This window comes from Mesorhizobium sp. M1143 (assembly GCF_040318435.1).
In the GTDB taxonomy this organism is placed as follows: Bacteria; Pseudomonadota; Alphaproteobacteria; order Rhizobiales; family Rhizobiaceae; genus Mesorhizobium.
This window is the reverse complement of record NZ_JAMYMJ010000039.1, coordinates 1-17,617: the sequence shown is the minus strand read 5'-3', so window position 1 is coordinate 17,617 and position 17,617 is coordinate 1. Positions and strand designations below refer to the sequence as shown.

Here is a 17,617-nt window from a genome sequence, read left to right as displayed (position 1 = left end):
ATGGCAGAGTTTCCGAAACAGGCGAAGGTCGTCATCGTCGGCTTGGGTGGCATTGTCGGCGCATCGATCGCCCATCATCTGATCGAACGCGGCTGGACCGACATTGTCGGCATCGACAAATCGGGCATTCCGACCGACATCGGCTCGACCGCGCACGCCTCGGACTTCTGCTACACCACCAGCCATGATTTCCTGTCCTGCTGGACGACGCTCTACTCCATCGATTTCTACGAGAAGATGGGCCACTACGCCCGCATTGGCGGCCTCGAAGTGGCGCGCGTCGGCGACGACAGCCGCATGGACGAGATCAAGCGCAAGATCGCCTCGGCCAAATCCTTCGGCACCCGCGCCCGGCTGATCGAGCCGGCCGAGATCAAGGAAAAATTCCCGCTGATCGAAGAGTCCATGGTGCAGGGCGGTCTGTGGGATCCGGATGCCGGCCTGGTCATCCCGCGCTCGCAGACCGTCGCCGGCAAGCTGGTCGACCAGGCGGAAGCTACGGGGAAACTCAAATCCTTCGCCAACACGCCCGCCAAATCTCTCATCGTCGAGGAAGGCCGCATCAAGGGCGTCGTCACCGACCGCGGCACGATCATGGCCGATTATGTCATCGTCTGCGCCGGCATCTGGGGCCGGCTGATCGCCGAGATGGTCGGCGAAGACCTGCCGGTCATGCCGATCGACCATCCGCTGACCTTCTTCGGGCCTTACAATCAATTCGCCGGCACCGGCAAGGAGATCGGCTGGCCGCTGCTGCGCGACCAAGGCAATTCGGCCTATATGCGCGACACCGGCGATCCCAAGACCGCCGAAGGCGGCCAGATCGAATGGGGTTACTACGAAGAGACCAATCCGCGTCTTTGCCATCCGCGCGATTTGCTGGAAAAGGATCAGGCGCGGCTGTCGCCGTCGCAGCGCGATCTCGACATGGAGCAGATCCTGGCGCCGCTGGAGCGCGCCATGGAACTGACGCCGATCCTGGGCGAACTCGGCTACAACGAAAGCCATTCCTTCAACGGCCTGTTGCAGGTGACCGCCGATGGCGGCCCGTCCATGGGCGAGAGCCAGAAGGTGAGGGGCCTCTGGTACGCCGTCGCCATCTGGGTCAAGGACGGCCCCGGCATGGGCAAGCTGATCGCCGACTGGATGACGGACGGCCGCACGGAAATCGACCATCACGCCATCGACTATGCGCGCTTCTATCCGCACCAGACGAAAGAGCAGTTCATCTGGGATCGCTGCACCGAGACGGCGATGAAGGTCTACAATCCAGCGGTGCATCCGCGCGAGCCGTTCTCCAAAGGTCGCAACATCCGCCGCTCGCCGTTCTGGGAGCGCGAGAAGGAGCTTGGCGGTTACTTCATGGAGCTGGGCGGTTGGGAGCGCGCGCATGGCTATGCCGCCAACGAGCATCTGCTGGAGAAGTATGGCAACCGGGTTCCCATACGTGAGAACGAATGGGACAACCGCCATTTCTGGCGGGTGTCCAATGCCGAGCACCTGGCGATGAGCGAGGATTGCGGCATCGTCAACCTCTCGCATTTCTCGATGTACGACATCGAAGGGCCGGACCATGTCGCGCTGCTGGAGTGGCTGTGCGCGGCCAAGATTGGTGGCGACAACAATATCGGAAAGGGTATCTACACCCACTTCCTCGACGAAGAAGGCATGGTGCGCGCCGACTTCACCGTCATCCGCATGGCCGACCGCTGCCGTCTGATCGACGGCGCCGACGCCGGTCCGCGCGACTTCCGCTACATGCAGCGCACCGCGCAGGACAAAGGCTTTGACGTCACCATCACCGACGTGACGGAAAAATACGTCACCATCGGCATCTGGGGACCGAACGCGCGGGCGACGCTGCAGAAAGTGGTCGAAAATCCGGATGGTCTCTCGCTCGAGAACTTCCCCTTCGCGGCGATCAAGCCGGTCAGGATCGGCGGCAAGGACGTCACCGCCTTCCGCATCTCTTATGTCGGCGAGCAGGGCTGGGAACTGCACATGCGCTACGAGGACGGCCTGGCCGTTTGGGACGCGCTGCGCTCGACCGGCGTGATGCCGTTCGGCGTCGAGACCTATGCCAACACTCGGCGCATGGAAAAGAGCCTGCGCCTGCAGAACGCCGACCTTCTGACCGAGTATAATCTGCTCGAGGCCGACCTTGCCCGACCGAAGGTCAAGGAGAACGACTTCTGCGGCAAGGCCAAACATGTCGAATACCGCGCCCGCGAACGCCAGCCGGCGATCCTGTGCACGCTGGTGATGACGGAAAACGTCGATTCGAAGGGTGTTGCCCGCTATCCCGTCGGCACCATGCCGGTGATGGATCCGAAGACCGGCGAGACGCTGGTCGACGAACTCGGCCGCCGGTCTTTCACCACGTCGATGGCCTATGGCCCGACCATCTGCAAGAACATCGGCCTCGCCTATCTGCCCTGGGCCCATGCCCAGGAAGGCCGCAAGTTCGCCATCGAATATTTCGGCGAGACCTACCCGGTCGAGGTGGCTGCCGTCGGCTACAAGCCGCTCTACGATCCAGAGAATTTGAAGCCGAGGAGTTGAGCGCCGTCGATTTCTCGGCAGCACCGCTCATATTGGTGTGACGCAAAACGAACAGATGAAAGCCCGGCTCCTTGCCGGGCTTTTCTCTTTGTAAGCTGACAATTCTCGCCTACCGTCGCTTCGGGCGGAGTGAAGCACTTGCGGCGATTTGGCTGGGACAGGAAGAGCGATGCGCTGGTGTTCAGCGTGAATGGGAACATCCCCGTTCTCGTCAGCTGGACCTTTGCCATCCCGGTTGTCCTGCCCTTTCTGCACGAGTGGTCGACGCGTCCCAAAACCGCGCTGATCCACACATCGATCTTTGCCGCACTGTTTTTCGTATCGGTGTTCCTGCACGAACTGGCGCACACATGGGTTGCCCACCGGCAAGGGATCGGCACCAACAGGATTGAGCTTTATCTGTTTGGCGGCGTTGCCTACTTCAAGCGCGGCGCCACGTCGTCCTATGGTTGGGCGTGGATTGCGTTTGCCGGACCCCTGACCAACATCCTGTTGGCGGCGTTTTTCGCTGCTTCCTATTATCTGATCGCCAAACCTTTGGCGCCTGTCGAATCGGACAGCTTGTTCAGTGCGCCGCCTCCAATGCCGATGACTTATCTTGCGTGGACGCTATGGATCGGCGCCATGTTGAATGGGGTACTCGCCGTCCTCAACATTCTACCGGCATACCCTCTGGATGGTGGGGTGATCGCGCGGCATCTGCTTGCGCGGCGCTTCGGCGAGGGGCGGGCGGCGCGTATCGTCGGGTTCTGCGGTGTCGTGCTGTCGGTATTGCGTTTCGCCGTGATCCTGCCCGCCGCGATAGCAGGCATCCTGTTGTGGCTGCCGCCATCATTCAAGTCGAACTGGAGGGCGCTTCGTGGTATCGGCAGAAAGAAGTCCCGTCCAAACCCGGAAGCGGCGAAGGCCGGAGCCGACGACGTGGAATGGCGCGGCAAAGGTGGGCGACCCATCAACAAATGAGGCCGAACCGCGCCGCCGTTTCGGGGTTAGATGTAGAAGCCCTCAGTCCCGGCTTTTTGCTTTGTCAGCAGCCGGTTTTCGCTTACCTTCGGGTATGTCTGCTTTTTCTTGCGCACGACATTTCCTTTCAGGCAGCGCCGCGCTGGCGCTGGGGCTCTGGCTGGTGCCGCCGGTTCAAGCCGCCGAGCCGGTCGACGTCGAGCTGGTGCTGGCCGTCGACGTGTCGCTGTCGATGTCGCCGGGCGAACTCGAAATCCAGCGTCACGGCTATGCGGCGGCGCTGACGCACGACAATGTTCTGCAGGCGATCGCCGATGGCGCCTACGGCAAGGTCGCCGTCACCTATGTCGAATGGGCGGGTGCGACCACGCAGCAGGTCGTCGTGCCGTGGACGGTGATCGCCAGCCGGGCCGATGCCGAGCGGGTGGCCGCGCAGCTTTCCGCCCATCCGCCGGCCAGCGCCCGGCGCACCTCGATTTCCGGCGCGCTGGAATTCGGCAGCGATCTGTTCGCCGAAAGCGGTTTTCATGGGACAAAGCGCGTCATCGATATTTCCGGCGACGGGCCCAACAACCAGGGCGCGCCCGTCGACATCACCCGCGACGCGGTGGTCAAGCAAGGCATCATCATCAACGGCCTGCCGCTGATGACGCGCGGCGGGTTCGGCGGCGCCTATGACGTCAACAATCTCGACCGCTACTACAGCGACTGCGTCATCGGCGGTCCCGGATCCTTCATGATCCCGGTCAATGACTGGACGCAGTTTCCCGAAGCCATCCGCCGCAAGCTGGTGCTGGAGCTGGCCGGCGCCGCTTCGCCGCAACGGGCGCGCGAGGAGGCCGGGCGTCCGCCGGTGGTGCTGGCGCAGGACCGGCCGACCGACTGCCAGGTCGGCGAAAAGATGTGGCGCGACCGCAGCTGGATGTTCGATGCGCGTTAGCGTTCGCATCATCACGCTGCCGTGAAGGGCCGGTTTCATTGACAAGCCCATGGGCGTCTGTGACACAATTCGGCATCCGAAAAAACAAGGGGAACCGACATGAACAAGACCATCGTCGCTGCCGCGGTATTGGCGCTTGCGGCTGCAATATCCGTGCCGGCCGAGGCTGCCACATCGGTCACCATCGGCATCAGCGGATGGACCGGCTTTGCGCCGCTGACGCTCGCCAAGCAGGCCGGCATCTTCGAGAAGCATGGCCTCGACGTGACCCTGAAGAAGGTGCCGCAGGCCAGCCGGCCGCTCGCCATCGCCAGCGGCGATCTGCAATGCGCCGCCACCACGGTCGAGACCTGGCTGGTGTGGAACGCCTCAGGGGTGACCACCAAGCAGATCTTCCAGCTCGACAAATCCTATGGCGCCGACGGCATTGTCGTGCGCAACGACATCAAGACCGTCGCCGACCTCAAGGGCAAGAATGTCGCGTCCTCGGCGCCGGGCACGTCGCCCTATTTCATGCTGGCCTGGGTGCTGAACAAGAACGGCCTGTCGACCAAGGATGTGACCGTCGTCAACCTGGAACCGGATGCGGCGGCGCAAGCCTTCCTCGCCGGCCAGAACGATGCGGCGGTCACCTATGAGCCGTTCATCTCGGCGGTGCGCGACAAGTCCGATCAGGGCCACATATTGGCGACCACGCTCGATTACCCGATGGTGCTCGACACGGTCGGCTGCACGCCTGAATTCCTCACCGCCAATCCCGACGCCGCCAAGGCGCTGGCCGACAGCTATTTCGAAGCGCTCGACCTGATCAAGAGCGATCCGCAGAGATCCTACGAGATCATGGGCGCCGACGTGAAGCAGTCTGCGAAAGAATTCGAGGATTCGGCGAAATACCTGAAATGGGCCGACAAGGCGGAGAACAAGCAGTTCTTCACCAAGGAATTCCAGGACTTTTCCAAGACCGCCGGCGAGCTTCTGCTGCAGATGGGGTTGATCAAGGAAGCGCCAGATGTTGCCACGCTGGCCGACACCAGCGCGGTGGCGAACTGACAGGCCTCGCCTTTGACCATTGTGCGGCGGCGCCTAGGCCGTCGCTCTCTCCTGGACAAGTGATGATTTGACGATGCGGACGATCTGAAGATGCGCCCCTTGCATCCGGTGTCGCCGGGCATTCGAACCGTGCTTGGCATTTCCTTCTTCGTGCTGTTCGTCGCCTTCTGGGCGTGGATCACGCTTGGCGGCCACGTCAACCGCATCTTCCTCGCCGATCCGCTGTCAATGCTGCGGGATGGCTGGCGGCTGCTGGTCGAGGACCGCTTCTGGCTCGACATATTGATCACCATCTGGCGGGTCTTCGGCGGGTTCCTGCTGGCGTCGATCGTCGCCGTGCCGATCGGCATCGCCATGGGCGCCTGGAAACCAATAGAGGCGTTTCTGGAGCCGTTCGTCTCCTTCGCCCGCTACCTCCCGGCTTCGGCCTTCATTCCGCTGCTCATCCTGTGGGCCGGCATTGGCGAGCTGGAAAAGCTGCTGGTCATCTTCGTCGGCTCGGTGTTCCAGATCATCCTGATCGTCGCGGTCAAGGTGGGCTCGACGCGGCGCGACCTGGTCGAGGCGGCCTATACGCTGGGCTCGACCAACAACGGTATCGTCAAACGGGTCATCATGCCGGCCAATGCGCCCGAGATTGCCGAAACGCTGCGGCTGGTGCTCGGCTGGGCCTGGACCTATGTCATCGTCGCCGAGCTGATCGGTTCGTCCTCAGGCGTCGGCTACATGATCATCAACAGCCAGTCGCGGCTGGCGACAGGGCAGATCATCTTCGGCATCATCGTCATCGGGCTGATCGGACTGTTGTCCGACTTCGCCTTCAAGGCGTTCAATCGCTGGCTCTTCCCCTGGAGCTTGGCATGAGCAAGTTGCTTATCGAAGGCGTCTCGCGAACCTTCGCCGGCGTGCGCGGCGGGCAGCCGGTCAAGGCGCTGATGCCGGTCGACCTTGCGGTCGCGGCCAACGACTTCATCACCATTCTGGGGCCGTCCGGCTGCGGGAAGTCGACGCTGCTCAGGATCGTTGCCGGACTGGAAGCGCCGAGCGAAGGCCGTGTGCTGCTTGAGGGCAACGCGGTGACGCAGCCGGGACCGGATCGCGGCATGGTGTTCCAGTCCTACACGCTGTTTCCGTGGCTGACGGTGGCGCAGAATATCGCCTTCGGCCTGCGCGAACGCGGCATGGCCGAAAAGGAGCGAGACGGGATCGTCGCTTCCTATGTCGACCTCGTCGGGCTCAAGGGCTTCGAGAACCATTGGCCAAAGCAGCTGTCCGGCGGCATGCAGCAGCGCACGGCGATCGCCCGGGCGCTGGCCAACGACCCCGAAATCCTGTTGCTGGACGAGCCGTTCGGTGCGCTCGACAACCAGACGCGCGGACTGATGCAGGAACTGCTGCTCGGCATCTGGGAGCGGCGCAAGAAGACGGTGCTGTTCGTCACCCACGACATCGAGGAGGCGATCTTCATGGCTTCGCGGGTAATCGTGATGAGCGCGCGGCCAGGCCGCATCAAGTCGGATGTCGCCATCGACCTGCCCCATCCACGCCACTACACGCTGAAGACCAGCCCGGAGTTCTCAGGCCTGAAGGCGCGGCTGACCGAGGATATCCGCGTCGAGGCGATGCGCACAGTACAGGCGCAGCCCGCCGAAGCCTGAGTGCGTTTTCGGATCAGGCCGCCAGCAATTGCTTGCGGTCGACGCGCTCCTGCTGCGGCGAGCGGGCATAGAGTTCGCGGTAGCATTTGGAGAAATGCGACGCCGAGACGAAGCCGCAGGCGACCGCTACCTCGACCACCGGCATCGATGACTGGATCAGCAGATGCCGGGCACGGTCGAGGCGAATCTCGAGATAGTAGCGGGCAGGGGAGCGGCCCATCTCGGTGCGGAACAGGCGCTCGATCTGGCGGCGCGACAGGTCGACATGGTCGGCGATCTCGATCAGCGACAGCGGTTCGGAGAGGTTGCCCTCCATCAGCTCGATGATGGTCAGCACCTTGGAATTCTGCACGCCAAGGCGGGCGCGCAGCGGCAGGCGCTGGCGGTCGGTCGGGCTGCGCACGCGGTCGGTCAACACCTGCTCGCACACGCGGTTGACCAGATTGTCGTCGAAATCGTCGCCGATCAGCTTCAGCATCATGTCGAGGGCGGCGGTGCCGCCGGCGCAGGTGTAGATGTTCTGGTCGATCTCGAAGAGGTCGGCAAAGACATTGGCCTTCGGAAAAGCCTCGGAAAAGCCCGGCAGGTTTTCCCAATGGATGGCGCAGCGCTTGTTGGAGAGCAGGCCCGCGGCGGCAAGGATATGCGCGCCGGTGCACAGACCGCCGACGGCGACGCCTCTGTTGTATTCCTCGCGCAGCCAGGCGAAGGCCGACCTGTTCTGGTAGCGCTCGACATTCATGCCGCTGCAGACGATGGCCATGTTCGGCCGATCCGGCCCGGCCATCTTCTTGCGCTCTTCCTCGAGCGAGGTGTTGACGGCGCATTCGACGCCATTGGAGGCGCGCACCGGCTTGCCGTCGATGCTGGCGAGGCGCCAGCGATAGGCCTCATAGCCAAGCATGCGGTTGGCCGAGCGCAGCGGGTCGAGCGCCGTCGCAAAGGCGATCATGGTGAAGTCCGGGACAAGGAAGAATACAAACGATCGCTTGATCGGATGCTTTACGGCGTTCAAGGGAACCTCACGCAGCCATGGCGCGAACAGGATGTCGCGAACAGCACAGCGACATCAGGAAAAACCATTCCTGTCAATTGGCTAGGGGGCTAAGCGGAAACTATATTTGCGACATGGGTCGCAAATGAGCAATCGTCCGGGATGACAGGCACGGGCTGCCGACGGATTGGGCATGGTGGCGGCGGCATAGGTGCCAAAAACGAGAAACGCCGCTTCGGTCAAGCCGAAGCGGCGCTGTTATCGACTATCGGCAGCGGCAGGGAAGCGCTGAGCGCTAGCCGTTATCTCAGGCAACGAAACCGAGGCGCACCGCATTCATGGCACCGGTCTGGCCGGGCATGGTATTGGCAAGGCGCTGGCGCTCGAGAGCGGTCGTCAGGTTCATTTCGCGGCGGGCAAAGAGGCGGGCAAAAAGCTTCATCATCATCTCCTATCGGTTGCTCAGACGGGTCGCCTTCGCTTGATGGAGTGGGGCAGCTCGTTTGCTGACGGTGATATAGGCCTGTGTGAGCAGAAACTAAATCGCAAATGCGAAGCGCTTGAATGGAAATGCGACATCGATTGCGACATTATTGGGCAGGGTGCCCAAAATTTACGATTACTTACAGTGTGTTACCGGCGACATTGAGGCGCCATGCAAGTGACGCATATGCGCCATGCAGCGGCGACACGGCTCTGAAAATCATTTGAGTGCAAATAAGTTGGAGAAAGCCTGCAGGGCGAATAGAGAAGGCCTGCCGGGCTGGTCTGCGCGGCAGGCCTTCAGCACAAGGTACACAATGGTTTACTTTGCTCCAGCCCAGGATCCGACGCCGTGGCGTGCACCGGTCTTGGTGTCGGCAGCTTCAGGCCAGCCGATATCCTTCTGCAGTTCGATCGGCAGCGAGCGGATCGCACGTTCGGTCTGGAAGCGGGCGCGGGCCGCGCTCAATTCGGTCGCAAGCCGACCGATGGATGACAGGATAGACATTTCATTCTCCTTTGGTTGTGGCACGTCCCGCATGAACGCGTTCCGTCGCCTGGATATTCCGCATCGAGTGCAATTCCGCGTCAGGAGCGTTGGAGCCATGGCACGTCCTGCCTTCGATGGAGTTGACTATCCTCCCAATCTGATGTTCAATCAAACGAAATGGAATGATGCTTCACATCAGAAAAATTGAAGGTCGATCCCGATGAACGCCCCACTCAATCATCCGCTGCCGCTGCTCGATCTCGACGTTTTGCGCACCTTCGTGGCCATTGCCGAGACCGGCAGTTTCACCACGGCGGCCAATGCGGTGTTCCGCACGCCGTCGGCGGTCTCCATGCAGATCAAGAAGCTCGAGGACATTCTCGGGCGCTCAGTCTTCGCGCGCGATGCGCGCTCGGTGACGCTGACCACCGATGGCGAGATGCTGCTCGGTTATGCCCGCCGGCGGTTGTCGATCAACCGCGAGGTGGTGTCGAAGTTCATCATCCCCGAGATCGTCGGCGTGGTGCGGCTCGGCTCGCCGGACGACTATGGCGAGCGCGTGTTGCCGCATGTGCTGAAGCGTTTCGCGCAGTCGCATCCGTCGATCGCCGTCGACGTCACCATCGACCAGAGCAGCAATCTGCGCCGTCGCATGGACGACCGGGCGCTCGACATCACGCTGCTGACCAATTCCTACAAGACCAGCGCGCTCGGCGCCGAGGTGCTGCTCACCGAGCCGATCGTCTGGGCCGGCGCCAAGGGCGGCAGCGCGCATCTGCGCGAGCCTTTGCCGGTGTCGCTGTGGGAAGAGGGCTGCGCCTGGCGGGCCGGCGCGCTCGATGCGCTGAGCCGTGAAGGCCGCAATTACCGCATCGCCTATATGAGCGCCCACACGGCCGGCCAGCGCGCCGCCATCATGTCCGACCTCGCGGTTGCGCCGCTGCCGAAGTCATTCCTCGGCAACGACATGGTCGAGCTTTGCCCGAAGGACGGCATGCCCGATATCGGCACCTACAATCTGGCGATGGTGGTGTCGCCGGACGCCAGCGCGCCGGTCAAGGCCGTCGCCGACCATATCCGCGCGACGTTCGAGCTTTTCCGCGAAACCGGCAAGTTCTAGAGCGGTTCACCGTTTCACGGAAACGCGAGCCGCTTTAACTCCTTGTTTTGACGCAATTCCCAAGGGAAAGCGCTACACGCTTTTCCCGGGAAAACCGTTTTACACTTTTCCTGGAATTGCTCTGCTATTCCGCTGCTTGGGCGGGGCGCGCCGCGAGAGCGGGTCGCGCCGTGCGCCGCGCAGTTGCGCGCCGCTTGGTGGGCTCACCTTCAAGGAAGGTGACGATGCTGTCCCTGGCGCGACGCGCCTCCGGCATCTCGATCAGCGGCCAGACGTGGAACATGCCTTCCTCGTAGACGACCTCGACGTCGACGCCGGCAGCGCGCGCCTTTTTGGCGAAGATCAGATTGTCGGGGCTGAGCAGGTCGTGCGAGCCGGTCAGAAGCAGGGTCTTCGGCAGCACCGAGAGGTCGCCATAGAGCGGGCTGATGTGCCAGTCGCTGCGATCGATGCCGGCACTGTACATGCGGATCGCTTCCAGCCCGCCGGAAATGCCGAGCCACGGATCGTTGCGTTCCGCCTCGAACACTTCGGGGTTGGACAGCGACATGTCGAGGCCGGGTGAAATCAGCACGTGGCGCGACGGCAAGGGCAGGCCTTCCTCAGCCGCCATCATGGTCAGCACGACGGCCATGTTGCCGCCCGCGGAATCACCCATGAAGACGATGTCTTCAGCGTCGGTCTCATCCAGCATCTGCCGGTAGACGTCGCCGACCATGCCGAACATGGCGTGGAAATCATGCTCCGGCGCGATGGGATAGATCGGCACGGTGATTCCGAAACCCAAGCGCTCGGCCATCTCGGCGATCAACCCCCAATGATAGGATGTGATCTGGAAGACATAGGCGCCGCCATGCATGTAGAGGATGCGCCTGCGTTCGCCGGCCTTCGGCGCGATCTCGTAGACAGGGAAGCCATCGACGCTGCGCTCGGTGATATCGAGCCGCTCCCGCAGCAATGCCGGGGGATGATGATCCTCGGTCTTGCGCGCATAGGCGATCCAGCGCTGCAGGTTTTCCGGGCTGGCAAATGCCTTCTTGCGGCTGTGCCGGAGGATGAAGGAAACGAGGTGGCTTTTGAAACTGGGCATTCGAATACACAAGCTCGGCAGCAGCCGACTAAGAGAATTCCCCACTATCTCGAAGATCGTACCTCCAGCCGAAATGTCAAGATTCTGGCCCAAGCTAACACGGTTGTTTGATCAGCCACGTCCGCGGTTCTGCGCAGCGCGGCTCAGCGCCGGGGCAGCAGCGCGGCGCGCAGCTTGATGTCGGTCGCAGCCGGGACCATGCGGCGGCCCCGGCGCTTGGTCAGCAATTTGCACTTGTCGGCGAAGGTCATCAGCGGCCCGAGCCCAGGATCAGACGCGACAGGTTGGTCTGGGCGTCGATGCGCGGCGACACGGGCCAGCCGATGTCCTTCTGGATTTCGGGTGGCAGGTTGTTCATGGCGCGCACGGCCTGTGCATTCTTCATGGCCGCACGAAAACGGCCCAGGGTCTCGAACATCTCTATTCTCCTTTGGAGCGTTGTGGCGGCGGAATAGTCCGGTCCGCCATTCGATGTCCGTTAAATGCTTCACGTCTGTATCGGACGGATTGCGCCAAAACAGCGTTTCGGTTTCCAGATCGGTGCGATCTGGAAACATTTGCATACAAATGAAATTGGGCGAATTGGCGGCCTTCGTAAGGCGGCTTATTCCCGGCTGCGCCTGGCGGCATGGCCTTCGCGCGAACGCCGGCGCGGGGCGGCGTCGCCGGCGACGCCATCCTCGCTGACGGTCTTGCGTGGCGGCAATTTCACCGCCGCCGACAGTTTCGGGAACGGATCGACCTTGTTGGGAAGCGCCATGGCGTAGACGAAATGCTCCTGGAATTTCGGCTCCAGTGCGGTCTCGATCTTCTCGATGTGGCTGACCGTGTCCTCGATCTCGCGGCGATAGCCGCGATTGAGCAGGGCCATGCGCGCACCGGCGCCGGCGGCGTTGCCGACGGCCGAGACCTTGTCGAGGTCGCAATCCGGGATCAGGCCGAGCACCATGGCGTATTTCGGATCGATGAACGAGCCGAAGGCGCCGGCGAAATGGATGCGGTCGACGTGTTCGGTGTTCTGCTTTTCCATCAGAAGCTTGGTGCCGGCATAGAGCGCCGCCTTGGCAAGCTGGATGGCGCGCACGTCGGTCTGGGTGATGGTGATCTTGGGTTCACCTTCCTTCAAGACATAAGAAAAGGTGCGGCCGTTGACCGTGACGCGCGGCGACCGCTCGGCCAGCGACCCGTCGATCACTCCATCCTCGGTGATGATGCCGGCGAGGTACATTTCGGCCACGATCTCGATGATGCCGGAGCCGCAAATGCCGGTGACGCCGGTCGCCTGCACGCTATCGAGGAAGCCGGGATCGTCGGACCAGAGTTCAGAGCCGATGACGCGGTATTTCGGCTCCAGCGTATCGGGGTCGATGCGCACGCGCTCGATTGCGCCGGGGGCGGCACGTTGGCCGCCGGAGATTTCGGCGCCCTCGAAGGCCGGGCCGGTAGGCGAGGAGGCTGCGACCACCCGCTTGCGGTTGCCAAGCACGATCTCGGCATTGGTGCCGACGTCGACGATCAGCATCATCTCGTCCTGGCGGTGCGGGCCTTCCGACAGCGTCACCGCCGCCGCATCGGCGCCGACATGGCCGGCAATACAGGGCAGCATATAGAGGCGGGCGCCCTGGTTGAGCTTCAGGCCGATATCGGAGGCTTTGATGCGCACCGCGCCCGAGACGGCGAGCGCGAAGGGCGCGCCGCCGAGTTCGGTCGGATCGATGCCGAGGAACAGATGGTGCATGATCGGATTGCCGACAAAGACGCTGTCCAGAATGTCGTTGCGCTGGACGTTGCCTTCGGCGCAGACCTTGTCGACGAGGCCCGAGATCGCCTCGCGCACGGCGACCGTCATGCCTTCGCGGCCATCCGGGTTCATCATCACATAGGAGACGCGGCTCATCAGATCCTCGCCGAAGCGGATCTGCGGGTTGGAGGTGCCTGACGAGGCGGCGACGCGGCCCGACAGCAACGACACCAGATGCATGGCGATGGTGGTCGAGCCGATATCGCAGGCCAGGCCATAGGCCTCGTTCTTGAGGCCGGGCCACAGTGCGATCACGCGGGCGATGTCGCTTTCGGCATCCTTGTGGATGGCGGCGGTCGCGGTCCAGTTACCCTTGCGCAGTATGCCTTGCACCTGCGGCATCAGGTAGAAATCGAATTCGAGGTTTTTAAAGCCCCAATCCTTCATCAAGGCGATCTTGAGGCGGTCGAGATCGCCCAGCGGCTTGTGCATGTCGGGCTCTTCGATCTCGACATAGCACATGCGGATTGCCGCATCGCGGGCGATGACGCGCGTGTCGGCATCCTTGCGGATGGTCTGGGCGTTGATGACCGTGTCCTGCGGCACGTCGATGACGAGGTCGCCGAGAATCTGCGCCGAGCAGGACAGGCGGCGCCGCTCGGGCAGGCCGCGGACGCGCTCATAGCGCTCTTCCTTGGCGCCCTTGGGCGAGATGTGGTCGTTAGACGAGACGATCTTGTGCTTGGCGAAATTGCCTTCCTGCACTTCGATCTGGCAGCGACCGCAGGTGGCGCGGCCACCGCAGACGCTCTCGACATAGACGCCGAGCTGACGCGCGGCATCGAGCACCGGTGTGCCGACGGGAAACCGCCCACGTTTGCCTGACGGCATGAACAGCACGAGCGGATCAGTAATGTTTGCAGGCGAGTTCACGATTGCGCGCTTATCCCCTGGCCATGCGGGCTTCACGGCCGCCGCGACGGCGACCGCCATTGCCGCCGCCTTCGCCCGGAGCGTTAACGGCGGTGGGCGCTGCGACCGCCTGGCCGCCTTCGGCCGGTTTGTAATCCTTGTAGGTGCGGATCCAGTTGGTGCAGTTCTCGTCGGTGCCGTTGAGCACATTGGCGCCGCGCACGGCTTCCATTTCCTGCGGGCGCACCGGGTTCATGATAGCGCTCGTCATACCGGCGCCGATCACCATCGGGATGAAGGCAGCGTTGATGCCGTGGCGGTGCGGCAGGCCGAACGAAATGTTGGACAGGCCGCAAGTGGTGTTGACCTTGAGCTCTTCGCGCAGACGGCGCAGCAACGCGAAGACCTGGCGGCCGGCATCGCCGAGCGCGCCGATCGGCATCACCAGCGGGTCAACGACGACGTCATGCGCCGGAATGCCGAAATCGGCGCAGCGCTGCACGATCTTCTTGGCGACGGCGAAGCGCACATCCGGATCCATCGAAATGCCGGTCTCGTCGTTGGAGATCGCGACGACCGGAACATTGTACTTCTTGACCAGCGGCAGGATGGCTTCGAGCTTTTCCTCTTCGCCGGTCACGGAGTTGACCAGCGGGCGGCCCTTGGCGACCTTGAGCGCTGCCTCGATGGCGGCGGTGACCGACGAGTCGATCGACAGCGGCAGGTCGACCAGGCCCTGGACGATCTCCAGCGTCTGCACCAGCAGGCCGGGTTCGGTTTCGTTCGGATTAACGGAGGTGACGCCGGCATTGACGTCGAGCATGGTGGCGCCGCAGGCGGCCTGTTCCAGCGCATCCTTGATGACTGTCTCGAAATTGCCGGCGATCATCTCGGCGGCCAGCTTCTTGCGGCCGGTCGGGTTGATGCGCTCGCCGATGACGCAGAAAGGCTGGTCGAAGCCGATGATGATCTCTCGTGTCGCCGAGGCGACGATGGTCCGGGTCATGAAGTCTCTCCGCCTGATATAAAGATTTCTTTATATCGTTGTCTGGTTTCATTCAAGCAAATGGCTGGCCGTCCGCGCTGTCAGTGCGCGGTCTTCACCATATCCACCTGCGTTTCGGTAATGTCGTCGTGCAGTATGCTCTCGAGCCGGTCGGCGACCATCTGATCGTCGTGGCGGATCTCACGTTTCCATGGCTGGCGGCCTTTCAGCACACCCGATTCATCGACGATCTCGGCGACATATTCCTCCTGGCGGTAGGCCATCACATGGATGCCGGAGACACCAGGAATTTCCTTCACCTCGTTGATGATGTCGGTGCAGAGCTGCTTGCCTTCCTTCTTCTGGTCCTGCGCGCCTTCCAGCCGCTTGATGATGGTATCGGGAATATGAATGCCCGGCACGTTGGAGCGGATCCATTTGGCCGTCTTGGCCGAAGCCAGCGGGCCGACGCCGCACAGGATGAAAACTTTTTCCGTATGCCCCAAGTCCCGCGCCCTCTGCATGAAGGTTCTGAACATCGGCACGTCGAAGCAATACTGCGTCTGCACGAACTGCGCGCCGGCGGCGATCTTCTTGCCGAGATGGATCGGGCGGAAATCGAAGGGTGGCGCGAAGGGGTTGACGGCGGCGCCGAGGAAAATTTGCGGCGGCGTCGTCAACTTGCGGCCGGATAGGAACTTGCCGTTGTCGCGCATGATGCGGCAGGTTTCCAGCAATGACATGGAATCGAGGTCGAAGACAGGCTTGGCGCCGGGCTGGTCGCCGGCCTGGACGCCGTCGCCGGTGAGGCACAGCATGTTGGCGACGCCCATCGCCGCACCGCCCAGCACGTCGCCCTGGATGGCGATCCGGTTCCTGTCACGGCAGGCAATCTGCATGATCGGGGCATAGCCCATGCGGGTCAAAAGCGCGCAGATGCCGACCGACGACATGTGGCAGTTGGCGCCGGAGGCATCGACGGCATTGATGGCGTCGACCCAGCCGTCGAAGATTTTCGCCCTGTTGTAGACGTCTTCGGGATCGGCGCTGTCGGGCGGGTTGAGCTCGGTGGTGACGGCGAATTCGCCGCGTCGCAGCACGCGCTCCAGTCGGCCACGCGAGGAGTGGCCGGGCAGGGGATCTAGCGGCAGATGGATGCCGGCCGGGTTTTCATCGCGCTGACGGCCGATCACGCGCCCGCTCCGGTACTGGCTTTGGCAGCGGCTTCACGGGCCGCTGCCGACTGCGCCGTCACCCGCCGCCAGGCCGAGGTTTCGCGCAGCGACTGGTCGACCGGCTTCTGAACGGTCAGGATCCTGTCGCCATGCTCCATGTTCCGCGAACCTTCCCAGGCCTTGACCCAGACGCAAGGCATGTCGGGCTCGACCTCGCAATTGCCGTTGGCGCGCACGCCGCCACACGGGCCGTTGCGCAGCTGCTTGGGGCAGTTCATCGGGCACGACATGCCGGTCGAGGACAATATGCACTGACCGCACATGCGGCAGTCGAACATGAAGCCTTTTACGCGTTTTTCAACGAACTTGATCGGCGCTTCGACGCGGCCGTAGCCAAGGCCTTTCCATAGCGGATGGAGCAGCAGGAACATGTCTGCGAATCTGGAGTAGAACCATTCGAGCAATCGCGAATGGCGGATCGACCACAGCCTGATCGCAAACGAGCGCTGCACGCGCCGCTGCGGCGATACGTCGGCCGGCTTGTAGTCGGATTTCGGCGCTGCCTTCTTGACCTGCGTGGCCTGGGTCACCGCCGGGCCCCCTTTGCCGGGAGTCGTGTCAGACATTTTCTTTCCCGCCCGCCTTGACCAGAGCGACCAGCCGCTCGCGGTCGTATTTCGCGTCGATGTCGCTGAATGCCTTCTCGACCTCGGCTTCGAGGTCGTCGCCGACCGGGATCGGATCGGCCTTGCGCCATTCGGCGAGGTAATCGTCGGTGCCGCCGGCGCCGGTGCGCATGGCGCACATATCGATCGCCTCGGTGAAGCGCAGCGGCAGTTCGCGCTTGGCGTTCTGCCGGCCCTTCTTGACGATGACCTGGGCGGGGATGTCGCGCCAATAGACGACGATCAGATCGGCCATAAATTCTCTCACTCCCTGTAGAGCGCCGTGCGTCCATGAGGGAAACGACGCTCCACCACTTTGTCCAGCAGGTGTGAGCATTGCCGGATGCGCAGTGGGGCTGCTTGTTATGGGACGACGCGCGCGCATTCAAAAGCGACGCTATTGGACGTCGCAAAAAGAAAGGCGAGATTCCGAGGGAAGGCTGGCTACCAAACCCGCTTGGTCAGGCCGGTCCAGAGATAGAACCAGATCGTCGGATGGTACCATTGTTTCGACGGCAGGCCGGGGTCGATCGTGACAAGCTTGCCGTCCAAGGCACCGCGGACCGCCTCGACGCAGATGTCACGCGAGAACGCCGCCTGGCGCAACGCATAGCTCGAAATAGTGTCGCCGGGCTCCGGCTTGCCGCGCGCCTGTTTCAACACGCCGCCGGTGTCGACGGCGCCGGCGCCCCCCTGCACGGGGGTGGCGGAATTATGGAGATCGCCCCCCGCCAGCGGCCCCGCCCCCCCCTGCATCCCGCGGGGATTGGGCGAGCTGCGGGCCGCGGG

Annotated in this window: 18 protein-coding genes; 7 read left to right on the top strand and 11 right to left on the bottom strand. The window is 62.8% G+C overall.

Annotated features, from left to right (window positions below; all coding sequences use genetic code 11):
* The 6 genes from NKH35_RS22630 (at position 1) to NKH35_RS22605 (ending at position 7,173) form a co-directional block, all read left to right on the top strand.
* Positions 1-2,562 (top strand): GcvT family protein, encoded by a 2,562-nt coding sequence (locus tag NKH35_RS22630; protein WP_352916495.1) that lies wholly within the window; start codon positions 1-3, stop codon positions 2,560-2,562.
* 138 nt (positions 2,563-2,700) lie between these two features.
* Positions 2,701-3,525, top strand: coding sequence for a M50 family metallopeptidase (locus NKH35_RS22625; RefSeq protein ID WP_352916493.1), 825 nt, complete (start codon positions 2,701-2,703; stop codon positions 3,523-3,525).
* 94 nt (positions 3,526-3,619) lie between these two features.
* Positions 3,620-4,465, top strand: coding sequence for a DUF1194 domain-containing protein (locus NKH35_RS22620; protein ID WP_352916491.1), 846 nt, complete (start codon positions 3,620-3,622; stop codon positions 4,463-4,465).
* 99 nt (positions 4,466-4,564) lie between these two features.
* Positions 4,565-5,515, top strand: coding sequence for an ABC transporter substrate-binding protein (locus tag NKH35_RS22615; RefSeq protein WP_023688106.1), 951 nt, complete (start codon positions 4,565-4,567; stop codon positions 5,513-5,515).
* Positions 5,516-5,605: 90 nt separating this feature from the next.
* Positions 5,606-6,379, top strand: coding sequence for an ABC transporter permease (locus NKH35_RS22610; RefSeq protein WP_352916489.1), 774 nt, complete (start codon positions 5,606-5,608; stop codon positions 6,377-6,379).
* Positions 6,376-7,173, top strand: a complete 798-nt coding sequence (locus NKH35_RS22605) for an ABC transporter ATP-binding protein (protein WP_352916487.1) — start codon at positions 6,376-6,378, stop codon at positions 7,171-7,173. The genes NKH35_RS22610 and NKH35_RS22605 overlap by 4 nt, the downstream gene beginning before the upstream one ends.
* 13 nt (positions 7,174-7,186) lie before the next feature.
* Here the strand turns inward: NKH35_RS22605 and NKH35_RS22600 are convergent, their stop codons facing one another.
* The 3 genes from NKH35_RS22600 to NKH35_RS22590 all read right to left on the bottom strand — a co-directional run bounded on the left by NKH35_RS22600 (position 7,187) and on the right by NKH35_RS22590 (position 9,158).
* Positions 7,187-8,125 (bottom strand): GlxA family transcriptional regulator, encoded by a 939-nt coding sequence (locus tag NKH35_RS22600; protein ID WP_348524244.1) that lies wholly within the window; start codon positions 8,123-8,125, stop codon positions 7,187-7,189.
* A gap of 349 nt (positions 8,126-8,474) precedes the next feature.
* Positions 8,475-8,609, bottom strand: a complete 135-nt coding sequence (locus NKH35_RS22595; protein ID WP_023681787.1) for a hypothetical protein — start codon at positions 8,607-8,609, stop codon at positions 8,475-8,477.
* A 363-nt stretch (positions 8,610-8,972) separates the two neighbouring features.
* Entirely contained in the window at positions 8,973-9,158 is a 186-nt protein-coding gene (locus tag NKH35_RS22590) for a hypothetical protein (protein ID WP_023681786.1), read from the bottom strand.
* 202 nt (positions 9,159-9,360) lie between these two features.
* Here NKH35_RS22590 and NKH35_RS22585 point away from each other — a divergent pair, with 202 nt between their 5' ends.
* Complete coding sequence (locus NKH35_RS22585; protein WP_352916485.1) at positions 9,361-10,260, top strand: LysR substrate-binding domain-containing protein; 900 nt, start codon at positions 9,361-9,363, stop codon at positions 10,258-10,260.
* Positions 10,261-10,384: 124 nt separating this feature from the next.
* Here the strand turns inward: NKH35_RS22585 and NKH35_RS22580 are convergent, their stop codons facing one another.
* From NKH35_RS22580 to NKH35_RS22545, 8 genes are all read right to left on the bottom strand, one after another.
* Positions 10,385-11,350, bottom strand: a complete 966-nt coding sequence (locus tag NKH35_RS22580; protein ID WP_352535300.1) for an alpha/beta hydrolase — start codon at positions 11,348-11,350, stop codon at positions 10,385-10,387.
* 250 nt (positions 11,351-11,600) lie between these two features.
* Positions 11,601-11,768 (bottom strand): hypothetical protein, encoded by a 168-nt coding sequence (locus NKH35_RS22575; RefSeq protein ID WP_196813564.1) that lies wholly within the window; start codon positions 11,766-11,768, stop codon positions 11,601-11,603.
* Between the two features lie 186 nt (positions 11,769-11,954).
* Complete coding sequence (locus NKH35_RS22570) at positions 11,955-14,084, bottom strand: ASKHA domain-containing protein (RefSeq protein ID WP_352535301.1); 2,130 nt, start codon at positions 14,082-14,084, stop codon at positions 11,955-11,957.
* Positions 14,035-15,009 (bottom strand): methyltetrahydrofolate cobalamin methyltransferase, encoded by a 975-nt coding sequence (locus tag NKH35_RS22565; RefSeq protein ID WP_023670394.1) that lies wholly within the window; start codon positions 15,007-15,009, stop codon positions 14,035-14,037. The genes NKH35_RS22570 and NKH35_RS22565 overlap by 50 nt, the downstream gene beginning before the upstream one ends.
* A gap of 80 nt (positions 15,010-15,089) precedes the next feature.
* A complete protein-coding gene (locus NKH35_RS22560) occupies positions 15,090-16,181 on the bottom strand; it encodes a methylenetetrahydrofolate reductase (RefSeq protein ID WP_023744709.1) in 1,092 nt (363 codons plus the stop codon).
* Positions 16,178-16,789 carry a methylenetetrahydrofolate reductase C-terminal domain-containing protein gene (locus NKH35_RS22555; RefSeq protein ID WP_352916483.1) on the bottom strand — a complete coding sequence of 204 codons (612 nt, stop codon included), beginning with the start codon at positions 16,787-16,789 and terminating at the stop codon, positions 16,178-16,180. Before NKH35_RS22555 ends, NKH35_RS22560 begins: the two co-directional genes overlap by 4 nt.
* A complete protein-coding gene (locus NKH35_RS22550) occupies positions 16,782-17,084 on the bottom strand; it encodes a virulence factor (protein WP_023670397.1) in 303 nt (100 codons plus the stop codon). Before NKH35_RS22550 ends, NKH35_RS22555 begins: the two co-directional genes overlap by 8 nt.
* Before the next feature lie 188 nt (positions 17,085-17,272).
* A partial coding sequence (locus NKH35_RS22545) for a formyl transferase (RefSeq protein ID WP_502906992.1) occupies positions 17,273-17,617 on the bottom strand: 345 nt, incomplete at its 5' end.

Coding starts and splice junctions, on each gene's coding strand:
- NKH35_RS22590 (WP_023681786.1), bottom strand. CDS start 9,158: ATGTCTATCCTGTCATCCATCGGTCGGCTTGCGACCGAATTGAGCGCG.
- NKH35_RS22585 (WP_352916485.1), top strand. CDS start 9,361: ATGAACGCCCCACTCAATCATCCGCTGCCGCTGCTCGATCTCGACGTT.
- NKH35_RS22620 (WP_352916491.1), top strand. CDS start 3,620: ATGTCTGCTTTTTCTTGCGCACGACATTTCCTTTCAGGCAGCGCCGCG.
- NKH35_RS22630 (WP_352916495.1), top strand. CDS start 1: ATGGCAGAGTTTCCGAAACAGGCGAAGGTCGTCATCGTCGGCTTGGGT.
- NKH35_RS22605 (WP_352916487.1), top strand. CDS start 6,376: ATGAGCAAGTTGCTTATCGAAGGCGTCTCGCGAACCTTCGCCGGCGTG.
- NKH35_RS22580 (WP_352535300.1), bottom strand. CDS start 11,350: ATGCCCAGTTTCAAAAGCCACCTCGTTTCCTTCATCCTCCGGCACAGC.
- NKH35_RS22570 (WP_352535301.1), bottom strand. CDS start 14,084: ATGGCGGTCGCCGTCGCGGCGGCCGTGAAGCCCGCATGGCCAGGGGAT.
- NKH35_RS22610 (WP_352916489.1), top strand. CDS start 5,606: ATGCGCCCCTTGCATCCGGTGTCGCCGGGCATTCGAACCGTGCTTGGC.
- NKH35_RS22555 (WP_352916483.1), bottom strand. CDS start 16,789: ATGTCTGACACGACTCCCGGCAAAGGGGGCCCGGCGGTGACCCAGGCC.
- NKH35_RS22565 (WP_023670394.1), bottom strand. CDS start 15,009: ATGACCCGGACCATCGTCGCCTCGGCGACACGAGAGATCATCATCGGC.
- NKH35_RS22550 (WP_023670397.1), bottom strand. CDS start 17,084: ATGGCCGATCTGATCGTCGTCTATTGGCGCGACATCCCCGCCCAGGTC.
- NKH35_RS22600 (WP_348524244.1), bottom strand. CDS start 8,125: ATGATCGCCTTTGCGACGGCGCTCGACCCGCTGCGCTCGGCCAACCGC.
- NKH35_RS22595 (WP_023681787.1), bottom strand. CDS start 8,609: ATGAAGCTTTTTGCCCGCCTCTTTGCCCGCCGCGAAATGAACCTGACG.
- NKH35_RS22615 (WP_023688106.1), top strand. CDS start 4,565: ATGAACAAGACCATCGTCGCTGCCGCGGTATTGGCGCTTGCGGCTGCA.
- NKH35_RS22575 (WP_196813564.1), bottom strand. CDS start 11,768: ATGTTCGAGACCCTGGGCCGTTTTCGTGCGGCCATGAAGAATGCACAG.